Raw genomic sequence first — 19,107 nt, forward strand, 5'->3', positions numbered from 1 at the left:
AACGTCCTCTTCAGGTGGCGCGCCGGGTCGCGGCGCTGCGGGTCACGATGCGCGCGTCGCGCGCTCGCCGTCCATTGCGCGGCGCAGGCTCGCGGGGCGCATGTCGGTCCAGACGGTCTCGATGTGCGCGAGACAGTCGGCCTTCGGGCCGCTCACGCCGACCTCGCGCCAGCCGGCCGGCACGGGCCGGAACGTCGGCCAGATCGAATACTGTTCTTCGTCGTTGATGACGACCGTGTAGACGAGATCGTCGGTGTCGGCGGAAGGCGTCGTGGCTTGCGTCATGATCGGAAAAAAGCAGGAGACGGTTGAAGGATGCGAAGCGGCGGATTGCGCCGCCCCTGTCTGATAGACGATTGGCCGGCGCGTTTTTTTACCGCCGCCGCGCACGGCCGCCCAGGAACACCGGGCACGCGACGCCGCGATGGCACGCGTCGAGGCATTCCGCGCAGTGGCGCTCCGCGTCGCGCACCATGAAATGCACGAGCGTCTGCGATACGTTCAGCGCGCGCGCCGCGGTCTGCAGCGTCTCCTCGCGCAGCCGCACCATCTCGAAGGCCGCGCGGCTGCGCGCCGGCAGGTCGTCGAGCGCGGCCCATACGCGCCGCAGCGTATCGCGCGTCATCAGCGCGGCTTCGGGCGTCGGCTCGGGCGACGGCACGTCGAAGCCGTCGTCCTCTTCCGTGTGATAGACATTTTCGAGGCTCTGCCGGCGGCACGCGTCGATCGACGCATTGCGCACCATCCGCGTCACGTACGCGACCGGCTGGCGCACCGCGTCCTGGTTCGGGAATTCGACGAGCTTCACGAATACGTCGTGCACGACGTCCTCGGCACGGCTCGCGCAGCCGACGAAGCCGCGCGCGACATTGACGAGCATCGCGCGATGCGAAATCAGCACGTCGAGCAGCGCGCCCTGCGCGCGGGGCGCCGCGGCACGGCGCGCACGCGGCGCGGCGCGCGACGGCAGGTCCGGATAACTGCCCAGGAACGGGTTCGCCGTTGCCGCCGCGGGTCGGTCGAGCACTTCCGCCATCGCCATCGATCTGCTCCGTCAAATTCTGAGATAGCGCAATTTAACGTAAACGCAAATCATTCTCAATCCCATTACCGGATACCCCTTCCGGCTGTCAGGATTTGTCTGAACAATTGACGGAATCGTTGTTCGAGCGAAAGCGATCGTGCGAGGCCGGCCGCGCATGCATGTGTCAATAGATAAACAACCGGATCGTCGCCGTCGCATCGAATCGCCCGATCTTCGGCGGCCCGAACGACTTCAGCACCGCGTCCATCAGCACGCTCTGATTCATCACGTTGGACGGAAACTGCGTCAGCGTGAACTGTTCGTTGAACGGAATCGCCTTGCCCTGGCTGTCTTCGATGCCGATGCCGAAATTGCTGTCCTTCGCGGGTACCAGCAAACCGTTCCGAACCGGATAGCTCGTTTCGAAGTACCCGTCGACGCGCACCGCGACGTTGCATTTCTTGGTCAGCGACAACGAGAATCGCTTGCGCGGCACCGCCGGCAGGAAGCCGTTGCCGACCGCCTGCACCTGTCCGAAATTGACGATGCCCGGTTCGGGCGTCACGAGCACGTCGACGAAGCACGGCGTCGGCTTGAGGTTGCGCAGGCCGCTCAGGCGGTACTGGAAACTCGTGCCGAATGCATTCAGCCCGAACTCGCCGTCGAACTGGAACACCGTATAGATATCGCTCGGCGGCTGGACCCAGTTGCCCTTCTTGCGCACGACGACCTGATAGTCGATGCTGATGCGCGTCTGCCGGCAACGCCCGCGGTCGAAGTCGTACCTGCTGCACGGCGGCACCGAATATCCGGTAAACACCCCGCCGCCGCGATTGCTGGTCTTGTCGAAATAGTCGACGCCCTTGTAGCGGATGCCGATCTCGAGCCCCCATGCGGCAGGGTTCGTGCGATTCGGATTCGCGTAGAAATAAATGTTGTCGACGACCTTCAGGCTGCCGTCGTCACCCAGGTCCTTGTAGCAGTACCCCGACGTCGTGCGCACCGGCGACACCCAGATCACGTAGCCGTCCGGCGCGTCGGTCGGATACGACGCAACACCGCCGATCGGCTCGGTCAACGAAGTCGCGCCGCTGTTGGTCAGGCAGCGCAGTGCCCACGCAGGCTGCACGGCCGCGACCAGCAGCACGAGTACGACCCAGCGCAACCATGCCGCCGGCGATTCCCGATCACGAATTCCCCCGTTCATTTCTTCACGCTCTTGCAGGCCCCCGCCTCGCACGCATACTCGACCGCCACCTGGCCGCCGTAATCGTCGATATGCGTGACGAACAGCGTCGACGGCGTCGCGGCCTTGAACGGCACGTCGGCCGTGCTCATCGGGCTCACCATCACCGGCTCGATCGGCACCGGCGTCTTCTGCGCGCCCGAGCTCACGTCGACCACCGTCACGTGATACGGCGTCGGGTTGTCGAACACCAGCTTGTGCGCGGCTGCGTCCACGCGCAGCGTCATCGGCAGCGTCCAATCCTCGTCGCGCGCGGGCTGCACGGCCTTCGGCCGGTAGAACAGCTTCATCTGCGTATGCAGCGCGATCTGCAGCGTGTTCGGCGTATCGGTCTTCGGCGGCACTTCGCGAATGTTCAGGTAGAACACCGATTCGCGATCGGCCGGCAGTTCGGCGCCCGGCAGCTTCGCGATTCGCAGCACGTTGCGCTCGTTCGCCTCGACGCGCTGCAGCGGCGGCACGACCATCAGCGGCGACGTGATCTTGTTGCCCTTCGCGTCCTCGAGCCACGACTGCACGAGATACGGATACGCCGTGCTCTTGTTCGTGATCGTGACGATCGCGGCCTGCTCGCCTTCGTTGAAGATCACGCGCGTGCGGTCCGGCACGATCGCCGCATGCGCGGCGCCCGCGAGCAGCGCGCCGGCGGTCGCGAGCGCGCACGACGCGCGGCGCGGGAAGGAAAGGGAAAGAGAGTTTTTCATCGCAGGATCCGTGGATTCATCGTTCGACCCGTTCGGCCGCTGCATGCGACTCGCCGGGCGTCTGGCACGTCACCGGAATCGGCGTGCCTTCGAGTTGGAGCTGGTTCGGCAGCGCATCGACCGTGCAGAGCGTGCGTTCGCCCGCGCGCACCGCGAGCGACGACTTCGGCTGAACCTGCGTCAGGAACGCCGCACCGCCCTCGCCGACGATGCCGAGCTCCTTGCCGTTCGCCGCGTCCTGCACCGATGCACCGAACGGCAGCGGCTTGCCGGCCGGGTCGGTCAGCGTCAGGTACAGGTTGCTGCCGCGCGCGGCGGAGAACTTCACGAAGCCGATCGCGCCGTCGGTCAGCACCATCCGCTGGATAGGGTTCGTCACCTGCACTTCGAGCGGCAGCTTCTCGACGTTGACGGTCGCGTCGTACACGTTGTACGGCGAGATGCCGTCGAGCACCGCATAGCCGCGCGAATCGGTATGCGTGAGCGTGCCGGACAGCGGCACGTCGGGCACGCCGTCGGTCGACACCAGCAGCCGCGTATCGCCCGCGTTGCCGTTCGCGTGCGCGGACACGCCGTACTGCGTCGCGACGAACGAACCGTCGACCTCGAGCGACGCCGCCGCATATGCATTGGCGAGCGTCGACGCCTGCGCCGTGAGCTGGTACGCCGACGCGCGCTGGCGGAAGCTCGCGTTCGCCGATGCGCGGCCGTCGGTCGCGCCCGCATTGACCTGGTAGGTGCGGCCCTCCGGATCGTCGTAGATGTAGCCCGCGTTCACGCTCGTGCTGCCGCTGCCTGTCGTCAGGTTCGACGTGACGGTGTGGCGGCCGCCGATCGGCAGCGTCGCGGTGATCGAAAACTGGTTGCCGCTCGCGCCCGCGCTCTGCGTGCGAAATGCCGACACGCTGACGTTCAGGTTGCGCAGCGCGCCGACCGAGAACGCATGCGTCAACGTGAGGCCGACGCGCTGCTCGGACGAGCGCGCCCAGTAGGTCGTCTGGTCGTACGAGAAATAGGTCGACGTGTCGCCGAAACGCTTCGACATCGTCGCCGAGTAGCGCTGCTTGCTGTTCGCGAGGCCGTACGCGGTCGGGTCGCCCGTGAACTGCGCGAAGTTCGTGTAGTCCCGTTCGGAGAAGCGGTAGCCGAAGAAGCGCACGTCGGCGTCGAGCCCGTCGAAGTGCTTCGAATAGTTGACGCGGTACGAGTTGCCGTTGCGCGTCGCGCCGTTCCACCACAGGCGCGCCCGCGCATGCGTGACGTCGGCCGACACCGCGCCGAACGCGCCGAAATCGCGGCCGACGCCGAGCGCGATCGACGTATAGCCCGATGCGGCGATGAAGCCGCCGTACACCGTGACGTCGAACGGCAGGCCGTACGCGATTTCGCCGAAGCCGAAGAACGGCGTGATGCCGGCGCCGCCGAACAGGCGCGGCTTGCCGACGGCGGCCTTGTAGCGCAACTGCCCGGTGCGCGCGAGAAACGGCACGGCGGCCGTCGTCACCTGGAAGCGCTGCACGCTGCCGTCCTCTTCCTCGACCGCGACGTCGAGCGTGCCCTGCACGCTCGTGTTGATGTTCTGCAACGCGAATGCGCCCGGCGACACGCGCGTCACGTACAGCACGCGGCCCGCCTGCGACACGGTCACGGTCGCGCTGGTGCGCGCGACGCCCGCGATCAGCGGCGCATAACCGCGCAGCGAAGGCGGCAGCATGCGGTCGTCGCTGCGGATCGACGCGCCCGTCAGCGCGAACGTGTCGAAAATGTCGGAGCTCAGGTAGTCGTCGCCGAACGTCACCGTCGACTGGATCGACGGCAGCACGCGAAACGCGTAAAGCCGGCTGAAGCGAAACGTGCGGTCCGCGTACGCCGTGTTGCCCACGTTCGACTGCGCCTGGTAGTCGCCGCGAAAGCGCCATGCATCCCAGTTCGCGCCGATCGTCCCGTAGGCCTGGATCGAATTCGTCTGCCCGCCGCCCGCACCGAAGTTGCGGTTCGTGTTCGCGATCACGCGATAGTCGAGCATCGCGCCGGGAATCCCTTCGGACCAGCGCTCCGGCGGCAGGTAGGTCGAATCGGTGAATTCGAGCGCGGCCTGCGGAATCGTGATCTTGAGCCGCCCGTCGCTCTTCAGGTAACGCACGGTCGCCCCCTCGATCGCGCCGAGGTCGACGCAACGTCCGCCCTGGAAGCGCGGCAGGTCCTTCGCGAGCGACGGCTTCAGCCCGAACTGCGCGACGAGCTCCGGCCGCAGGCACGGCTTGCCCGCCCCGGACGCGTCGACGGCGACGAACTCGATCGACTGCAGCCCGTAGAACAGGTCGTTGACCTGCACATCGAGCATGTACTCGCCCGGCAGCGTGAAGTCGGCCTGCGAGAACTGCGACAGGTCGACATTGCTCGTTCCGTCGATGTCGAGAAACGACGCATTGAATTCCGTCGCATGGCTCTGGCTGCCGACGACCAGCACGCAGACGCAAAGGAAGGAATGTCTGATTCGCACGCGGCGCTACCGGAAGTCCGAGGAGAAGGAAACAGGAAGGAAAGAAGAAGGAGGAAGGGATGCACGCCCCCCTCCTCCGATACGGACGCTTACTGGTAGCGGACCGTGAAGTTCGCGACGCCGTCGGCGGTACCCGGCGTCACGCCGGCTGCCGTCGCTTCGTACATCGCTGCGAAGCGTGCGATGTTCGTGCCGTTTTGCAGCACGGTCGGGGCCTTCTGCTCGGCGCCGTTGTCGAGGTATTCGCCCGACGCGGCCTGCAGGCGGATGCCGACGTTGGTTGCCGAACCGATCGTGGCGAGCAGCTTCGGCTGACCCGCGCTCGACGTGCCCGTGAACGTGAAGTACGCGTTCTGCGCGATGCTCGTGTCGCAGTCGGTCAGCTTGATGTCGAAGTTGGTCGGCGTGGACTTGTCGCCAGCCTGCTTGAACACGTTGGTCGGCACCTTGCCGAGGTTCACGGTCTGGTTGACCGAGCCCGAATCGATGCCGCATGCGCCCGCGACGATCTCGCCCGTGAAGTTGATCGTGCCGGTGCCCGCTGCGAAGGCCGAGGTCGACAGGGCCGCGAGTGCGACAGCGGTCAGGAGGGATTTTTTCATGACGTTTTCCGTGAGAATTGCAAAGGGAATGGACGACGTGGCGGATACAAAAGGCAGCGTGTGGTTGGCTCCCGTCCGTCACGAGGCGGCATTATCGAGATAATCGTGAAAGTTTTTTGTAAATCATTGTTAAATGCCTCTGACAATGTTCGATTTACACTCGCCAAATTCCAGTCCCTCCCGACAAACCTTCAATCCATCCGATTTATCTCGAAGTTCTTTTTTGCTCCACGGAACCGATTGAAGATTAACGATATTTTTCCTCGATAACCCCAATAATCGCCCTTATCCTTGCTGGCATTGGCTCACGTCGGACTCAATCCGAAAAAGACAAAACATTGTCCAATACCGCCATCGTTGCCGGACGGCAACACCCATATCAAATCATTTTCAACTGACAGGAAATTAACCCCGGCTCTCATCAACCCTGATTTATTGCGCAAACGATTGCGAGGCGAATACAAACGTTTTACCGCGACACTTTGCCGCCCTCATTAGTTCCAACACACGAATTAATCCGACCGTCAATTACCGATCGAGAATCAGGCATTTGCGCGGCCGTCGGCACGCGATGTGCGGGTCCGAATGGACGAGATGAAAAAGGAAGATGCGCGGCGCACGTTTGCGCCGGGTGGCGACGCGATCGGCCGCCGGATGCGGGCCGTTCCGGAAGATGCCCTTCCGCACTGCCACGGGATGAAAAACGGCCTGGATGACTTGCCCGGCAGCGGAAGCCAACGCCGATAGCGATCGGCGATGCAACGGGCAACGATGTCGATCGAGACGACGACCGCACGTCGAATCGTGCGGCCGCCGTCTCGTTGCCCGACGCGCTGCGGCGTCAGGCAACGCACATCATGCGGAAGCCGCGACCTCCGCCGATGCGGGCGCCCAGCCGCCGCCGAGCGCGCGATACAGCGCGATCGCGTTCGCGAGCCTGAGCTGCTTGAGCCGGATCAGTTCCTGCCCCGACTCGTACGTGCTGCGCTGCGCGTCGAGCAGTTCGAGATACGTCGCGACGCCGCCCGCATAACGGCGCTCCGCGAGCTTCAGCCGCGCACCGTCCGCCGTGTAGACGTCCTGCTGCGCAGCCAACTGGCGATCGATCCAGTCGCGCGCGGCGAACGCGTCGGCCACTTCGCGGAACGCGGTCTGCACGGTCTTCTCGTATTCGGCGACCGCGATGTGCTTGCGCGCGTTCGCGACATCGAGGTTCGCGCGATTGCGTCCGCCCGCGAAGATCGGCAGCGTGACGCGCGGCGCGAACGTCCACACGCTCGTGCCAGCCGCGAACAGGCTCGAGAACGCGTCGCTGACCGAGCCGTAGTCGGTCGTCAGCGCGATGCGCGGGAAAAACGCCGCGCGTGCGGCGCCGATCTGCGCGTTCGCGGCCTTGAGCCGCGCCTCGGCCTGCCGGATGTCCGGCCGCCGTTCGAGCAGTGCGCTCGGTGCGCCGGGCGCCACGGGCGCGATCGACAACGTGTCGAGCGCGGTCGCGTCGCCGGGCACGTTGCGCGCGAAATCGCCCGCGAGCAACTGCAGCGCCCGCACGGCCTGCGCATGCTCGCGCTGCAGCGCAGCCTGCGACGCACGTGCGGACGCCACCAGCATCTCGGCCGAGCGCAGCTCGATCGCGTCGCTCGTGCCGGCCGCGTAGCGGCGCTGCGTGAGCGCGGCCATCCGCACGCGTGCGTCGAGCGTGCGCTGCGCCAGCGCGAGCTGCTCGTACAGCGAGCGCTCCGACACATACGCCCCCGCCACTTCGGCGATCACGCCGATACGGACCGTGCGCTGCGCGTCGGCCGTCGCGAAATATTCGGCGAGCGCCGCGTCGGACAGGTTGCGCACGCGACCGAACAGGTCGAGTTCGTACGCGCTGACGCCGACGCCCGCGCGATACAGCCCGCTGATCGCGCTTTCGCGCACGACCGGGTCGTACTGGCGCACGCGTTCATAGCCGAGATTCGCATCGACCGACGGCATCAGGTCCGCACGCTGCACGCCGTACAGCGCACGCGCCTCCTCGAGCCGGCCGGCCGCGATCCGCAGGTCGCGGTTGTTCGCGAGCGCCGCGTCGATCCACGCCTGCAGCGCAGGATCGGTGAAATACGCATGCCAGTCGTCGAGCAGCGCGGCATCGGCCGGTGTCGCATCGGACGCCGCAGCCGGCTCCCGGCTTCCGTCGGCCGGCGCATAGGTGGCCGGCACCGGCGCCGCCGGCCGCTCGTAGCGCGGCGCGAGCGAGCAGCCGGCGAGCGCGAGCGTGGCGGCCAGCGCGAGCTGCACCCGCAGCACGGCGCGTGCATTCAGCGCAAACATCATCGGGATCCCTCCATCGTCGCCGGCTGCGTGCCGCCGCGCCGGCGCGGGCCGACGTCGAACAGGCGGCCGACGATCACGAAAAACAGCGGGACGAGGAACACCGCGAGCACGGTCGCCGTGATCACGCCGCCGAGCACGCCGGTGCCGATCGCCATCTGCGCGCCGGATGCCGCGCCCGTCGCGAACGCGAGCGGCAGCACGCCGACGCCGAACGCGAGCGACGTCATCACGATCGGCCGCAGCCGCAGCCGCGCGGCCTCGAGCGCGGCGTCGACGAGCGACATGCGCTGCGCGACCAGATCCTTCGCGACTTCGACGATCAGGATCGCGTTCTTCGCGGACAGCCCGATCGTCGCGATCAGCCCCACCTTGAAATAAATGTCGTTCGGCATCATCCGCAGCGTGACGCCGAGCACCGCGCCGATCACGCCGAGCGGGACGACCAGCATCACCGCGAACGGGATCGACCAGCTCTCGTAGAGCGCCGCGAGCGCGAGGAACACGACCAGCACCGACAGCGCGAACAGCATCGGCGCCTGCGCGCCCGACAGCCGCTCCTCGAACGACTGCCCCGACCACGCGTAGCCGATGCCGGCCGGCAGCTTCGCGGCGATCCGCTCGATCGCGGTCATCGCCTCGCCGCTGCTGTGGCCTGCCGCGGCCGAGCCGTTGATCGTGAACGACGGATAGCCGTTGTAGCGCGTGAGCTGCGGCGGCCCCATCGTCCAGTGCAGCGTCGTGAACGCCGCGAGCGGCACCATCTCGCCGCGCGCGTTGCGCACGCGCAGCTTCTTCACGTCGTCCGGATCGAGCCGGTGCAGCCCGTCGGCCTGCACGACCACGCGCCGCACCTGCGTGCCGTGCATGAAGTCGCCGATATAGTCCGAGCCGAACATCACCGCGAGCGTCGTGTTGATCTCGTCCATCGACACGCCGAGCGCCGACGCCTTCGCGCGATCGATGTCGAGCTTCAGTTGCGGCGCGTCCTGCGTGCCCGCGAACATCAGGTCGGTGAGCGCGCGGTCCTTGCCGCCCGCCGCGAGCAGCTGCTCGCGCGCGGCGCTGAACGTCGCGTAGTCGAGCCCGCCGCGGTTCTGCAGCCGGAAGTCGAAGCCGCTCGACGAGCCGAGATCGGGCAGCGCCGGCGAATTCATCGCGAACACCGTCGTGTTCGGCGTGCCCGCGAAGCGCTCGTTGATACGCGCGACGATTGCCTGCACATGATCGCGCGCGGCCTTGCGCTCCTTCCAGTTCTTCAGCGTGACGAAGATCATCCCGCCGTTCGGCCCTTCGCCGTACAGGTTGAAACCGCCGAGCGCGAACGTATACGCGGCCGGCTCGTCGTTGCGGATATACGACTCGACCTCGCGCACGCTCTGCATCGTTTCCGCGAGCGGCGTGCCCTGCGGCCGGATCACCATCACCATGAAGTTGCCCTGGTCCTCGTCCGGCAGGAACGCGGTCGGCAGCTGCGTGAGCATCAGCGCCGCGGCCGCGGTCAGCGCGCCGTACACGACGAGCCAGCGCAACGGCTTCTTCAGCATCGCGCCGACACGCGTCGCGTAGCGCTGCGTCGCACGCGCGACGAAGCGGTTGAACCAGCCGAAGAAGCCGCGCTTCTCGTGATGGTCGCCGGACACGGGCTTGAGCAGCGTCGCGCACAGCGCGGGCGTCAGCGACAGCGCGAGGAATGCCGAGAAGCCGATCGACACCGCGAGCGACAGCGCGAACTGCCGGTAGATGTTGCCCACCGCGCCGCCGAAGAACGCCATCGGCACGAACACCGACGTCAGCACCACGGTGATCCCGACGATCGCGCCGCTGATCTGCTTCATCGCCTTGACGGTCGCGTCGTACGGGCCGAGCCCTTCCTCGACCATCAGCCGCTCGACGTTCTCGACCACGACGATCGCATCGTCGACCAGGATGCCGATCGCGAGCACCATCCCGAACATCGTCAGCACGTTGATCGAGAAGCCCGCCGCATACATCACGCCGAACGTGCCCGCGAGCGCGACCGGCACGACGAGCGTCGGGATCAGCGTCGCGCGCAGGTTCTGCATGAACAGGAACATCACGAGGAACACCAGCACACCGGCCTCGATCAGCGTCGTGACGACCTTGTTCATCGACACGCGCACGAACGACGACGTCTCGTACGGAATCTGGTACTTCACGCCCGGCGGGAAGTACGCGGACAGCTCGTCCATCGTCGCGCGCACGCGCTTCTCGGTCGACACCGCATTCGAGCCCGGCGCGAGCTTGATGCCCATCCCGGTCGCGACCTTGCCGTTCACGTAGGACGGATAGTTGTAGTCGTTGCCGCCGAACTCGACGCGCGCGACGTCGCGCAGGTATAGCGCGGAGCCGTCGGCCTGCGTGCGCAGCGCGATCGCGCCGAAATCGGCCGGCGTCTTCAGCGGCGCGTCGGCGAACACGGTCGCCGCGATCGGCGCGCTGGCCGGCACCGCGCTGCGGCCGATGTCGCCGATCGTCACGCGCGCGTTGTGCGCGCGCACCGCCGACGCGATGTCCGACGCGGTGAGGCCGTGCCCGGCCATCTTCACCGGGTCGGGCCAGATCCGCATCGCATATTCGGCGCCCCAGAACTGCACCTTGCCGACGCCGGCGACGCGGCGCAGCGCCTGCACGACGTTCGCCGATGCATATTCGCCGAGCTGCACGTCGGTCATCCGGCCGTCGTCCGACGTCAGCGACACGACGAGCTGGATGTTGTCGGCGGCCTTCTCGACCTGGATGCCGTCGCGGCGCACGGGCTCGGGCAAGCGCGCCTCGACCGTCTTCAGCCGGTTCTGCACTTCGACGGCCGCGAGATCGGCGTTCACGCCCTGCTTGAACGTCAAGTACAGCGACGCCATCCCGGCGCTGCTCGTCGCGGACGTATACATCAGCCCCGGCGCGCCGTTCATTTCGCGCTCGATCAGCGCAGTCACCGATTCCTCGACGACCTGCGCGGACGCACCCGGGTATGTCGCATAGATGCTGACGACGGGCGGCGCGATGTCCGGGTATTGCGCAACGGGCAGCGCGCGGATCGCGAACGCGCCGCCCAGCATGATGAAGATTGCGATCACCCACGCGAAGACGGGGCGATCGATGAAGAAACGTGCCATGGTGGTTTGAACCGGTCAGGTTTGACGGGCGGCCGCGTGCGACGCGGCCGCTGCCGGCGCCGCCTTCGACGGCGGCGCCTTCTCGACGGGCTTGACGGCCGTATCGGGCGCGAACTGCGCGGCGTTGTCGACGATCACGCGCTCGCCGCCCGTCAGGCCGCGCGTGATGCGCCAGTCATGGCCGCTCATCTGGTCGGCCGCGACCTCGACGTCCTTGACCTTGCCGTTCGTGCCGACGACACGCACCGACGTGCGATCGGTCGTGCGCAGCAGCGCGTCGCGCGGCACGAGGATCGCCCGCTGGTCGACCGCCGTGTCGAGCGCGATCCGCACATACGCGCCCGGTAGCAGCTCGCGCTCCGGATTCGGGAACAGCGCGCGCATCGCGACGGTGTCGGTGGTCGGGTCGACCGCGAGATCGCTGAACAGCAGCTTGCCTTTCAGCGGATACGCGCTGCCGTCGGCGCGCAACAGCGTCACCGCGATGTCGTGCTGCGCAATGCCCGTCGCGCGGCCGCTCTTCACCGCGCGGCGCAGCGCGTCGACGTCGGCGGCCGGCTGCGAGAAGTTCACGTAGATCGGATCGAGCTGCTCGACGGTCGTGAGCGGCGTCGCCTGGTCCTGGCCGACGAGCGCGCCTTCGGTCACGAGCGCGCGCCGTGCGCGGCCCGCGATCGGCGCGGTGACGGTCGCATAGTCGAGCTGCAACTGCGCACGCGCGAGCTCGGCCTTCGCGGATACAACCCCGGCTTTCGCCTGCGTGTCGTCGGCAACGGCCTCGGTATGGTCGCGCTCGCTGACGGCGCGGTCGCGCACCAGATCGTCGTAACGGCGGCGCTTGTCGCTCGCCGCGAGCGCGGCGGCCTGCGCCTTCGCGAGCGCACCCTGCGCGGCGTCGCGCGCGGCCTTCAGCGGCGCGGGATCGATGCGGAACAGCACCGCGCCCTGCTTCACTTCCTGGCCTTCCTCGTAGGTGCGCGCGGTGACGATGCCCGCGACCCGCGCGCGCACTTCCGCCTGCCGGTACGCGTCGAGCCGGCCCGGCAATTCGACGGTCATCGGCACGGCTGTCGGTCGTACCGTGACGACGGTCGCCTGCTTCGCGGTCTCTTTCTCCGCGTCCTGCCCGCCCTTGCCGCATCCGGCCACGACGAGCGCTGCCGCCAGCGCGAACGGCGCCAGCCGGCGGCAGCGCGACAGGAAGCAATTGTTGTTATTCATGGTGACCTCGGATCGTTCGCCGCCGATAAAATGCGGCGGCTCAGGGTGGTCGATTATAATCAGTCACGACTGATTAAATAAACGCTGTTTCAACCTGACCGCCACACTGTCTCAATAAAACGACAGCGAATTGTAAGGAAACTCACGACATGGCCCGCAAGACCCGGGAAGAATCGCTCGCCATCAAGCACCGGATCCTCGACGCCGCCGAGCTCGTGCTGCTTGAAAAAGGCGTCGCGCAAACCGCGATGGCGGACCTTGCCGAGGCCGCCGGGATGTCGCGGGGCGCTGTCTACGGCCACTACCGCAACAAGATGGAAGTGTGTCTCGCGATGTGCGATCGCGCGTTCGCGCGCACGTCGGAAGGTTTCGACGCGGGGGACGGTCTGCCGCCGCTCGCCACGCTGCGGCGTGCCGCGTCGCACTATCTGCAGGAATGCGGCGAGCCGGGCCCGATGCAGCGCGTGCTCGTGATCCTCTACACGAAGTGCGAGCAGAGCGAGGAAAACAGCGCGCTGCAGCGGCGCCGCATGCTGCTCGAGCTGCAAATGCTGCGAATCACGAAGGCGCTGCTGCGCCGCGCGATCGCGGCCGGCGAACTCGCCGCCGATCTCGACGTGCATCTGGCCGCCGTCTATCTCGTGTCGCTGCTCGAAGGCGTGTTCGCGTCGATGATCTGGACCAACCGGCTGCGCGGCAATCTGTGGAACGACGCCGAAGCGATGCTCGACGCCGGCTTCGACGCCGTCCGCACGTCCGCCGCACTGCGCGGCCGCGCGCAAAAATTGCCGGACCGGCGAAAATTATCGTAACAAATTCTGATTTAACCCGATTTACCGCACTGCGAAACGAATGAGCTGACCCCCTTTAAAATTTTTAACGTTTCGCGGAACATCGGTAGACTGACGCTGTCATCATTCTTTAGCGTCTTCGTGATAACCGGGTTCGACCCGGTAAACACGCCGCCGTTCGAAGCGGGCCCGCCCCGCGCGTTGGGTCGAACGGAAACGACACAGGCCCCTGGCGGGGCCTGTTTTGTTGCACGCCCGCCGCCCGCCCCGTCGCCATTCGACGATTGAGCCGCCGGCGGCCCCTGCCCACACCCCTTTGAACCGCTTTCCTGGATGTGGACACCTTGGTCAAGCCTGCCGCAAGTCCTGATGCTTTCGCGCCCGGCCGCGCGCAGCGCGTCGTGCGCGCGCTCGTGCCGGCCGCCGTGCTCGGCGCCCTCGCCGCCCTCGGCCTTGCCGCCGCGCTGCCGGCCGTGTCGCAACTGCCGGGCGCCGTCGACTCGGGCACGGCCGTGCTGCCGCAGCGCGTGCTGTCCGACACGCCGTTTCCCACCGCACAGCATTTCGTGACGAGCGAGCTCGCCCGCACGCTCGGCGAGCGCAATGAATACGGCGAACGCAACGACCGCAGCCTGCAGCCGGGCCTGTTCGCGCCGCTCAGCGCACACCGCAACGACATGCTCGGCTATGCGAGCCTGTTCCAGCTTGCGCCGCCCGAAAACCAGCACGGGATGCGCGCGGGCGACATCGAGCTCACGCTGTCCGATACGCTGAACCGGCTCGACGTGCCGCCCGAGGTGCGCATCCAGCTCGGCGATCTCGTCACCGGCAAGGTCGCGATGCGCGCGAGTGCGCAGCGCGGCGACTATTACCGCGTCGCGTTCGACACGACCGACGGCACGCCGCGCCTCACCGCGCTCGAACTGCGGGTCGCCGGCCGCACGTTCGGCGCGATCTGGTTCCGCGCGCCGGGTGCCGAGCACGGCGCGTACTACACGCTCGACGGTTCGCCGCTCGAAGCCGCCGCGTTCACGATGCCGGTCAAGTGGACGCGCATCAGCTCGTTCTTCGGCGAGCGCGTCCATCCGCTGTCGCAGGCGATGGCGTTCCACACGGGCGTCGATCTCGCCGCACCGTCCGGCACGCCCGTCGGCGCGGCGGCCGACGGCGTGGTGTCGTTCGTCGGCACCGATCCGGGCGGCTACGGCCGCTACGTGATCGTCGATCACGCGGACGGCTACTCGACCTACTACGCACACCTGTCCGCGTTCGCGCACGGGCTCAAGACCGGCGAGATCGTGAAGCAGGGCCAGCGGCTCGGCTCGGTCGGGATGACGGGCGCCGCAACAGGCCCGCACCTGCATTTCGAAGTGCGCGTCGCGAACGACCCGGTCGACCCGCTCGTCACGCTCGCCAACGCGCAGACGGCGCTGTCCGACATGCAGCTCACCGCGTTCCGCCAGGAAGCGGCGCAATGGCGCTTCCGCCTCGCGTCGGTCAATACGACGCCGTTCGCGTTCGCGCAGAACGACGGGCCGCTGTGGGGCGATTTCGCGACCGACAAATCGACGCTGCGCGCGGTCTTCAACACGCATTACTCGGCGTCGTGACGCGCGTGCCGCCCGCCGTCGCTCCGGAAGCGGCGGCGCAGGCGGCCGGCCATCTACCGTTCCTGTCCGTACTACACGCCGGGCCCGACCTGCCCGGTGTGCAGTACGCTGCGGATATTCACTCGCGCTTCCCCACTGGCCGTTCGTCACGGCCACGGCACACCGTTACCGCGCGGGTTCCGTGCGCTCGGCGCTCGCCTGCTCGACGCGTTCCGCACGCTGGCCGCGCGACAACAGCCAGCGTGCCGCGCCGTCGAGCGACGTGCACAGCACCAGATAGATCGCCGCGACGAACAGGAAGATCGGCGCCGGATACACCATCAGCCGGTTGTTCACCTGCGTCGCGACGAACGACAGTTCCGGCACGCCGACGATATACGCGAGCGACGTGTCCTTCACGAGCGCGACCCACTGGTTGACGAACGACGGCGTCATGATCCGGATCGCCTGCGGCAGCAGCACATGACGCACCGTCTGCCAGCGTGTGAGCCCGAGCGACAGCCCGGCCTGCCATTGGCCGTCGCCCGCGGCGACGATGCCCGCATGCACCGCATGCGCGAGATACGCGCCGCCGACGAGCGCGAGCGCGCAGACGACCGTCGCGAGCCCCGGCACATCCATATGCAGCAGCACGGGCATCAGGAAGTACGTCCAGAAGATCAGCATCAGCACGGGAATCGCGCGGAAGAACCCGATGAACGCGAGCAGCAGCACGCGGGCAGGACCGCGCGCGAGCGCCATCGCGACACCGAGCGCGATGCCGAGCACGGCCGATCCAACGGCCGACGCGATCGCAAGCACCAGCGACAGCGCGGCGCCGCCGAGCGGGCCTTCCGGGAACGCGCCGACGAGCAGGTACGGCAGGTTGGCGAGCAGCAGCGAAAAATCCATCGTCAACGCCCCGCCCCAAGCCGGTCGCGCCATTGCGTGGCCGCATACGCACCGGCCTCGATCGCGGCCACCGCCGCGACGTACAGCAAGGTCGCGACGCCGAACGCGGCGAAGGTCTTGAACGTTTCCGTTTCGACCTGCCGCGACGCATACGACAGCTCGGCCACGCCGATCGCCATCGCGAGCGATGAGTTCTTCACGAGATTCATGTATTGGCCGAACAGCGGCGGCAGCGCGATGCGCACGGCCTGCGGCAATACCACGTAGCGCAGCGACTGCATCGGCGTGAGGCCGAGCGCGGCTGCCGCGTCATGCTGCGCGCGGCGCACGCCGCGCAGGCCGGCTTCGCATTCCTCGGCGACGAACGCGGCCGTGTACGCGCTCAGCCCGACCCAGCCCGCGACGAATTCGAACGATGGCCATGCGAGCGTCAGCGGGCCCGCGCTCACTTCATGGCGCGCGTTCAGCCACGCGATCCACGTGTCGGGCAGCAACGACGCGACGCCGAAATACCAGAACAGCAACTGCACGAGCAGCGGCGTGTTGCGGAACGCGACGACATATGCGGCCGCCGCCGTGCGCCGCACCCTGCCGCGCGCATGCCGCACGACCGCGAGCAGCAGCCCGCCGGCGGTCGCGGCGACGGCCGACGCGGCCGCGAGGCCGAGTGTCAGCAGGAAACCCTGCCAGAGCCAGGACAGATATTTGGGAGCCAACCCGAGCATGCTGAGGGACGTGCGCGAAGCACGCGATCGGAACAAAACGGAAAGCGCCGCGCTGCCGATGTTCCGGCAAATCGCGGCGCGCGTGCGACGCGGCTCAGGTCTTGTCGCCGATGCGGAAGATGCGCGTGAGCGGCGTCATCGTCGTCGGCCCGAACCATGCGTCGTAGATCTGCACGGCGCGGCCGTTCGCCTCGAGCCCCTTCAGCGTGTCGTTGACGAAGCCCAGCAGGCGCGTCTCGCCCTTCGGCACGCCGACGCCCATGTAGTCGTTCGAGATCGTGAAAGCGGGGATCTCGTAGTTCTGCTTGTCGGGCACGTTCGCGAGCAGGCCGATCAGCTTCGGGCCGTCCTGCGTGATCGCCTGCACGTTGCCGGCGCGCAGCGCGGCGAACGCGAACGGCGTGTCGTCGTACGCGACGATCGTCGCCTTCGGGAATTTCTCGCGCAGCGTGATCTCGTTCGTCGTGCCCTTGTCCGCGCCGACACGCAGGCCGTTCAACTGGTCGGCCGATTTCAGCACGCCCTTCTTCGCGAGAAACTGCTGGCCCGACGAGAAATACGGAATGCTGAAGTCGACCTGCTTCGCGCGCTCGTCGGTGATCGTGAAGTTCGCGAGCACGAGATCGACCTTGCCGGACGTCAGGAACGGAATGCGGTTCGCGGGGTTCGTCGGCTGCAGTTGCAGCTTCACGCCGAGCTTGTCGGCGAGCGCCTTCGCATAGTCGACGTCGAGGCCGACGACGTGGTTGTTCTTTGCATCGACATAGCCGAACGGCGGGTTGCTGTCGAACGTCGCGACGCGCAACACGCCGGCCTTCTTGATGTCGTCGAGACGGTCCGCATGCGCGACCGTGCCTGCGGTGACGAGCGCAGCCCCGACGAGCCACGTAGCGAGAGTGTGGATTTTCATGAGCACGACCTGATTTGTTATGAAGGCCGCCGCGGATCGCGCGGCGGCCGGTTCGAGGAACATCGCGGCCGAGTGTGGGGTCGCGAAGCCGCTAACGTAGCAGCGCGTGCGGCGAATCCGAACCAACAAATGGTGCTTTGCTCAGCGGGTTTCGTGATGACGCCGGGCCGGCGCCGGCCTGATCGCCGAACCGCCCATCGCCTTCACGGGAACGTAAACGAAAATTCCGCACCGCCGCCGGCATAGCCGGGCTGCAGCTCGGCGTCCGCACCGGTACGAATGTACTGCGCGCGCAACGGCATCACGGCCATGTCGCCGGTGCGGCGCATCGGATACTGGGTGGCCGTGCCCGGCTCGCCGTACGCGATCCGCTCGCCGGTCAGCGCATTCGTCATCACGATGTTGAACCCGCGCGCGACCGTCTGCCCGGCCGGCGCGCTCAACTGCAGCAGCGTCTTGTCCGGATTCGGCTGCACGGCCTTGTCGCGGAAACTGATCGACGGCTTTGCCGCTGCCGCGCACTGGCTGAGCGCGATATCGAAGCTGATCGGCTTCGACATCGCGTTCACGCTGGGAAAATTGCTGATCGAAAACTGGCCGAGCGTCACCGGCACGATCATGTTCGACTGGATCTCGCAGCGGTTCGGCACATGGATCTCACACTCGCTGCCGATGCAGACGTTGCCGACGCCGACAAAGGCCTTCACCTGCTTGCACAGATTGGGCGGCGTCGTATGCTCCGGCACCGTCACCGTGCCGCCGATCGACGCGACGCCTTTCGGAAAGTCGATCGCATAAATCGCGACGGTCGGATTGCCCGGCAGGTTCTTGACGACCAGCTTGCCTTCCGGCAGATCCGAAACAGGCTTGTCGAGCACCAGATACTGCCGGAAGCGCGCCATCTGTGCATCGTTGCCGCCTTCTCCCGCTCGACTGAGTTCGGTCTTTGCGGTTACCACCGGCCGTGCACCTTGCTGCAGCGTGCGCTCGCTGCTGTCGTTGGACACGCCGGCCCATTTGAAGCCGATCCCGTTGACATTCGTCTGCGCAACACCGTCCGCGATGACGCTGCCCGGCGTCCAGTGTGCGGCACTCACCAGTTCGTGCGCCGTCGGCGCGGTGCCATACTTGAATGAGACCAACAGCGAAACCGTGCGTTGATACAGGGTCGCGCCGACCGGCGTCGTACTCGTCAACGGCGTGATCATGCGCCAGGGTGACGCTTCGGTGTTGGTGAACGTGCAATCCAGCGCCGTCGAACCACTGCCGCCTTGCGCCATAGCGTGTGTGCCGAATGCAAGAACCATGCATCCCGCCGTCGCCAGGCGACGCATCACCCGGCCGACTCGCCCGAGCCGGCGCCGTTGAATCGTCGTCATGCTGCCCTCCCGTTGAATCGGCGGCGGGCGCCGGCCATGCTCGCC

General features: G+C 67.0%; 16 protein-coding genes. 3 read left to right on the top strand and 13 right to left on the bottom strand.

What is annotated here, in order from left to right:
• Positions 1-42: 42 nt before the first annotated feature.
• The 6 genes from ACPUER_RS05170 to ACPUER_RS05195 form a co-directional block, all read right to left on the bottom strand.
• The gene (locus ACPUER_RS05170; RefSeq protein WP_047900635.1) at positions 43-285 is read right to left on the bottom strand and encodes an MbtH family protein; all 243 of its coding nucleotides are present in this window, start codon (positions 283-285) and stop codon (positions 43-45) included.
• A gap of 88 nt (positions 286-373) precedes the next feature.
• Positions 374-1,042: an RNA polymerase factor sigma-70 gene (locus tag ACPUER_RS05175; protein ID WP_072441460.1), complete on the bottom strand. Its 669-nt coding sequence runs from the start codon at positions 1,040-1,042 to the stop codon at positions 374-376.
• 166 nt (positions 1,043-1,208) lie between these two features.
• Complete coding sequence (locus tag ACPUER_RS05180; protein ID WP_425130549.1) at positions 1,209-2,231, bottom strand: fimbrial protein; 1,023 nt, start codon at positions 2,229-2,231, stop codon at positions 1,209-1,211.
• Entirely contained in the window at positions 2,228-2,974 is a 747-nt protein-coding gene (locus ACPUER_RS05185; protein ID WP_425130550.1) for a fimbrial biogenesis chaperone, read from the bottom strand. The genes ACPUER_RS05180 and ACPUER_RS05185 overlap by 4 nt, the downstream gene beginning before the upstream one ends.
• Positions 2,975-2,990: 16 nt before the next feature.
• Positions 2,991-5,444: a fimbria/pilus outer membrane usher protein gene (locus ACPUER_RS05190; protein ID WP_425130591.1), complete on the bottom strand. Its 2,454-nt coding sequence runs from the start codon at positions 5,442-5,444 to the stop codon at positions 2,991-2,993.
• Positions 5,445-5,566: 122 nt separating this feature from the next.
• Positions 5,567-6,079, bottom strand: coding sequence for a fimbrial protein (locus ACPUER_RS05195; protein ID WP_034184132.1), 513 nt, complete (start codon positions 6,077-6,079; stop codon positions 5,567-5,569).
• A 594-nt stretch (positions 6,080-6,673) separates the two neighbouring features.
• Between ACPUER_RS05195 and ACPUER_RS05200 the strand changes: the two genes are divergently transcribed.
• Entirely contained in the window at positions 6,674-6,826 is a 153-nt protein-coding gene (locus ACPUER_RS05200; RefSeq protein WP_310143794.1) for a hypothetical protein, read from the top strand.
• Positions 6,827-6,934: 108 nt separating this feature from the next.
• On the opposite strand, the gene ACPUER_RS05205 is transcribed toward ACPUER_RS05200, so the two are convergent.
• The 3 genes from ACPUER_RS05205 to ACPUER_RS05215 are packed head-to-tail and all read right to left on the bottom strand — an operon-like array spanning position 6,935 to position 12,756.
• Complete coding sequence (locus ACPUER_RS05205) at positions 6,935-8,398, bottom strand: efflux transporter outer membrane subunit (RefSeq protein WP_425130592.1); 1,464 nt, start codon at positions 8,396-8,398, stop codon at positions 6,935-6,937.
• Positions 8,398-11,535: a multidrug efflux RND transporter permease subunit gene (locus tag ACPUER_RS05210; protein WP_310143792.1), complete on the bottom strand. Its 3,138-nt coding sequence runs from the start codon at positions 11,533-11,535 to the stop codon at positions 8,398-8,400. Before ACPUER_RS05210 ends, ACPUER_RS05205 begins: the two co-directional genes overlap by 1 nt.
• Positions 11,536-11,550: 15 nt before the next feature.
• Positions 11,551-12,756: a MexX/AxyX family multidrug efflux RND transporter periplasmic adaptor subunit gene (locus ACPUER_RS05215; RefSeq protein ID WP_175961470.1), complete on the bottom strand. Its 1,206-nt coding sequence runs from the start codon at positions 12,754-12,756 to the stop codon at positions 11,551-11,553.
• Between the two features lie 149 nt (positions 12,757-12,905).
• Between ACPUER_RS05215 and ACPUER_RS05220 the strand changes: the two genes are divergently transcribed.
• Positions 12,906-13,568: a TetR family transcriptional regulator gene (locus tag ACPUER_RS05220; protein ID WP_425130551.1), complete on the top strand. Its 663-nt coding sequence runs from the start codon at positions 12,906-12,908 to the stop codon at positions 13,566-13,568.
• A 323-nt stretch (positions 13,569-13,891) separates the two neighbouring features.
• Positions 13,892-15,157: a M23 family metallopeptidase gene (locus tag ACPUER_RS05225; RefSeq protein ID WP_425130552.1), complete on the top strand. Its 1,266-nt coding sequence runs from the start codon at positions 13,892-13,894 to the stop codon at positions 15,155-15,157.
• Positions 15,158-15,322: 165 nt separating this feature from the next.
• Here ACPUER_RS05225 and ACPUER_RS05230 read toward each other — a convergent pair whose 3' ends face one another.
• The 4 genes from ACPUER_RS05230 to ACPUER_RS05245 form a co-directional block, all read right to left on the bottom strand.
• A complete protein-coding gene (locus ACPUER_RS05230; RefSeq protein WP_425130553.1) occupies positions 15,323-16,048 on the bottom strand; it encodes an amino acid ABC transporter permease in 726 nt (241 codons plus the stop codon).
• 2 nt (positions 16,049-16,050) lie between these two features.
• Positions 16,051-16,773: an amino acid ABC transporter permease gene (locus ACPUER_RS05235; protein WP_175961474.1), complete on the bottom strand. Its 723-nt coding sequence runs from the start codon at positions 16,771-16,773 to the stop codon at positions 16,051-16,053.
• A gap of 94 nt (positions 16,774-16,867) precedes the next feature.
• Positions 16,868-17,683 carry an ABC transporter substrate-binding protein gene (locus tag ACPUER_RS05240; protein ID WP_175961475.1) on the bottom strand — a complete coding sequence of 272 codons (816 nt, stop codon included), beginning with the start codon at positions 17,681-17,683 and terminating at the stop codon, positions 16,868-16,870.
• Between the two features lie 203 nt (positions 17,684-17,886).
• Complete coding sequence (locus tag ACPUER_RS05245) at positions 17,887-18,990, bottom strand: fimbrial protein (RefSeq protein WP_310143782.1); 1,104 nt, start codon at positions 18,988-18,990, stop codon at positions 17,887-17,889.
• Positions 18,991-19,107: the final 117 nt, after the last annotated feature.

This window comes from Burkholderia sp. DN3021 (assembly GCF_049805555.1).
In the GTDB taxonomy this organism is placed as follows: Bacteria; Pseudomonadota; Gammaproteobacteria; order Burkholderiales; family Burkholderiaceae; genus Burkholderia; species Burkholderia pyrrocinia_C.

Coding starts and splice junctions, on each gene's coding strand:
- ACPUER_RS05220 (WP_425130551.1), top strand. CDS start 12,906: ATGGCCCGCAAGACCCGGGAAGAATCGCTCGCCATCAAGCACCGGATC.
- ACPUER_RS05170 (WP_047900635.1), bottom strand. CDS start 285: ATGACGCAAGCCACGACGCCTTCCGCCGACACCGACGATCTCGTCTAC.
- ACPUER_RS05235 (WP_175961474.1), bottom strand. CDS start 16,773: ATGCTCGGGTTGGCTCCCAAATATCTGTCCTGGCTCTGGCAGGGTTTC.
- ACPUER_RS05195 (WP_034184132.1), bottom strand. CDS start 6,079: ATGAAAAAATCCCTCCTGACCGCTGTCGCACTCGCGGCCCTGTCGACC.
- ACPUER_RS05180 (WP_425130549.1), bottom strand. CDS start 2,231: ATGAACGGGGGAATTCGTGATCGGGAATCGCCGGCGGCATGGTTGCGC.
- ACPUER_RS05215 (WP_175961470.1), bottom strand. CDS start 12,756: ATGAATAACAACAATTGCTTCCTGTCGCGCTGCCGCCGGCTGGCGCCG.
- ACPUER_RS05205 (WP_425130592.1), bottom strand. CDS start 8,398: ATGTTTGCGCTGAATGCACGCGCCGTGCTGCGGGTGCAGCTCGCGCTG.
- ACPUER_RS05240 (WP_175961475.1), bottom strand. CDS start 17,683: ATGAAAATCCACACTCTCGCTACGTGGCTCGTCGGGGCTGCGCTCGTC.
- ACPUER_RS05185 (WP_425130550.1), bottom strand. CDS start 2,974: ATGAAAAACTCTCTTTCCCTTTCCTTCCCGCGCCGCGCGTCGTGCGCG.
- ACPUER_RS05210 (WP_310143792.1), bottom strand. CDS start 11,535: ATGGCACGTTTCTTCATCGATCGCCCCGTCTTCGCGTGGGTGATCGCA.
- ACPUER_RS05245 (WP_310143782.1), bottom strand. CDS start 18,990: ATGGTTCTTGCATTCGGCACACACGCTATGGCGCAAGGCGGCAGTGGT.
- ACPUER_RS05200 (WP_310143794.1), top strand. CDS start 6,674: ATGAAAAAGGAAGATGCGCGGCGCACGTTTGCGCCGGGTGGCGACGCG.
- ACPUER_RS05175 (WP_072441460.1), bottom strand. CDS start 1,042: ATGGCGATGGCGGAAGTGCTCGACCGACCCGCGGCGGCAACGGCGAAC.
- ACPUER_RS05230 (WP_425130553.1), bottom strand. CDS start 16,048: ATGGATTTTTCGCTGCTGCTCGCCAACCTGCCGTACCTGCTCGTCGGC.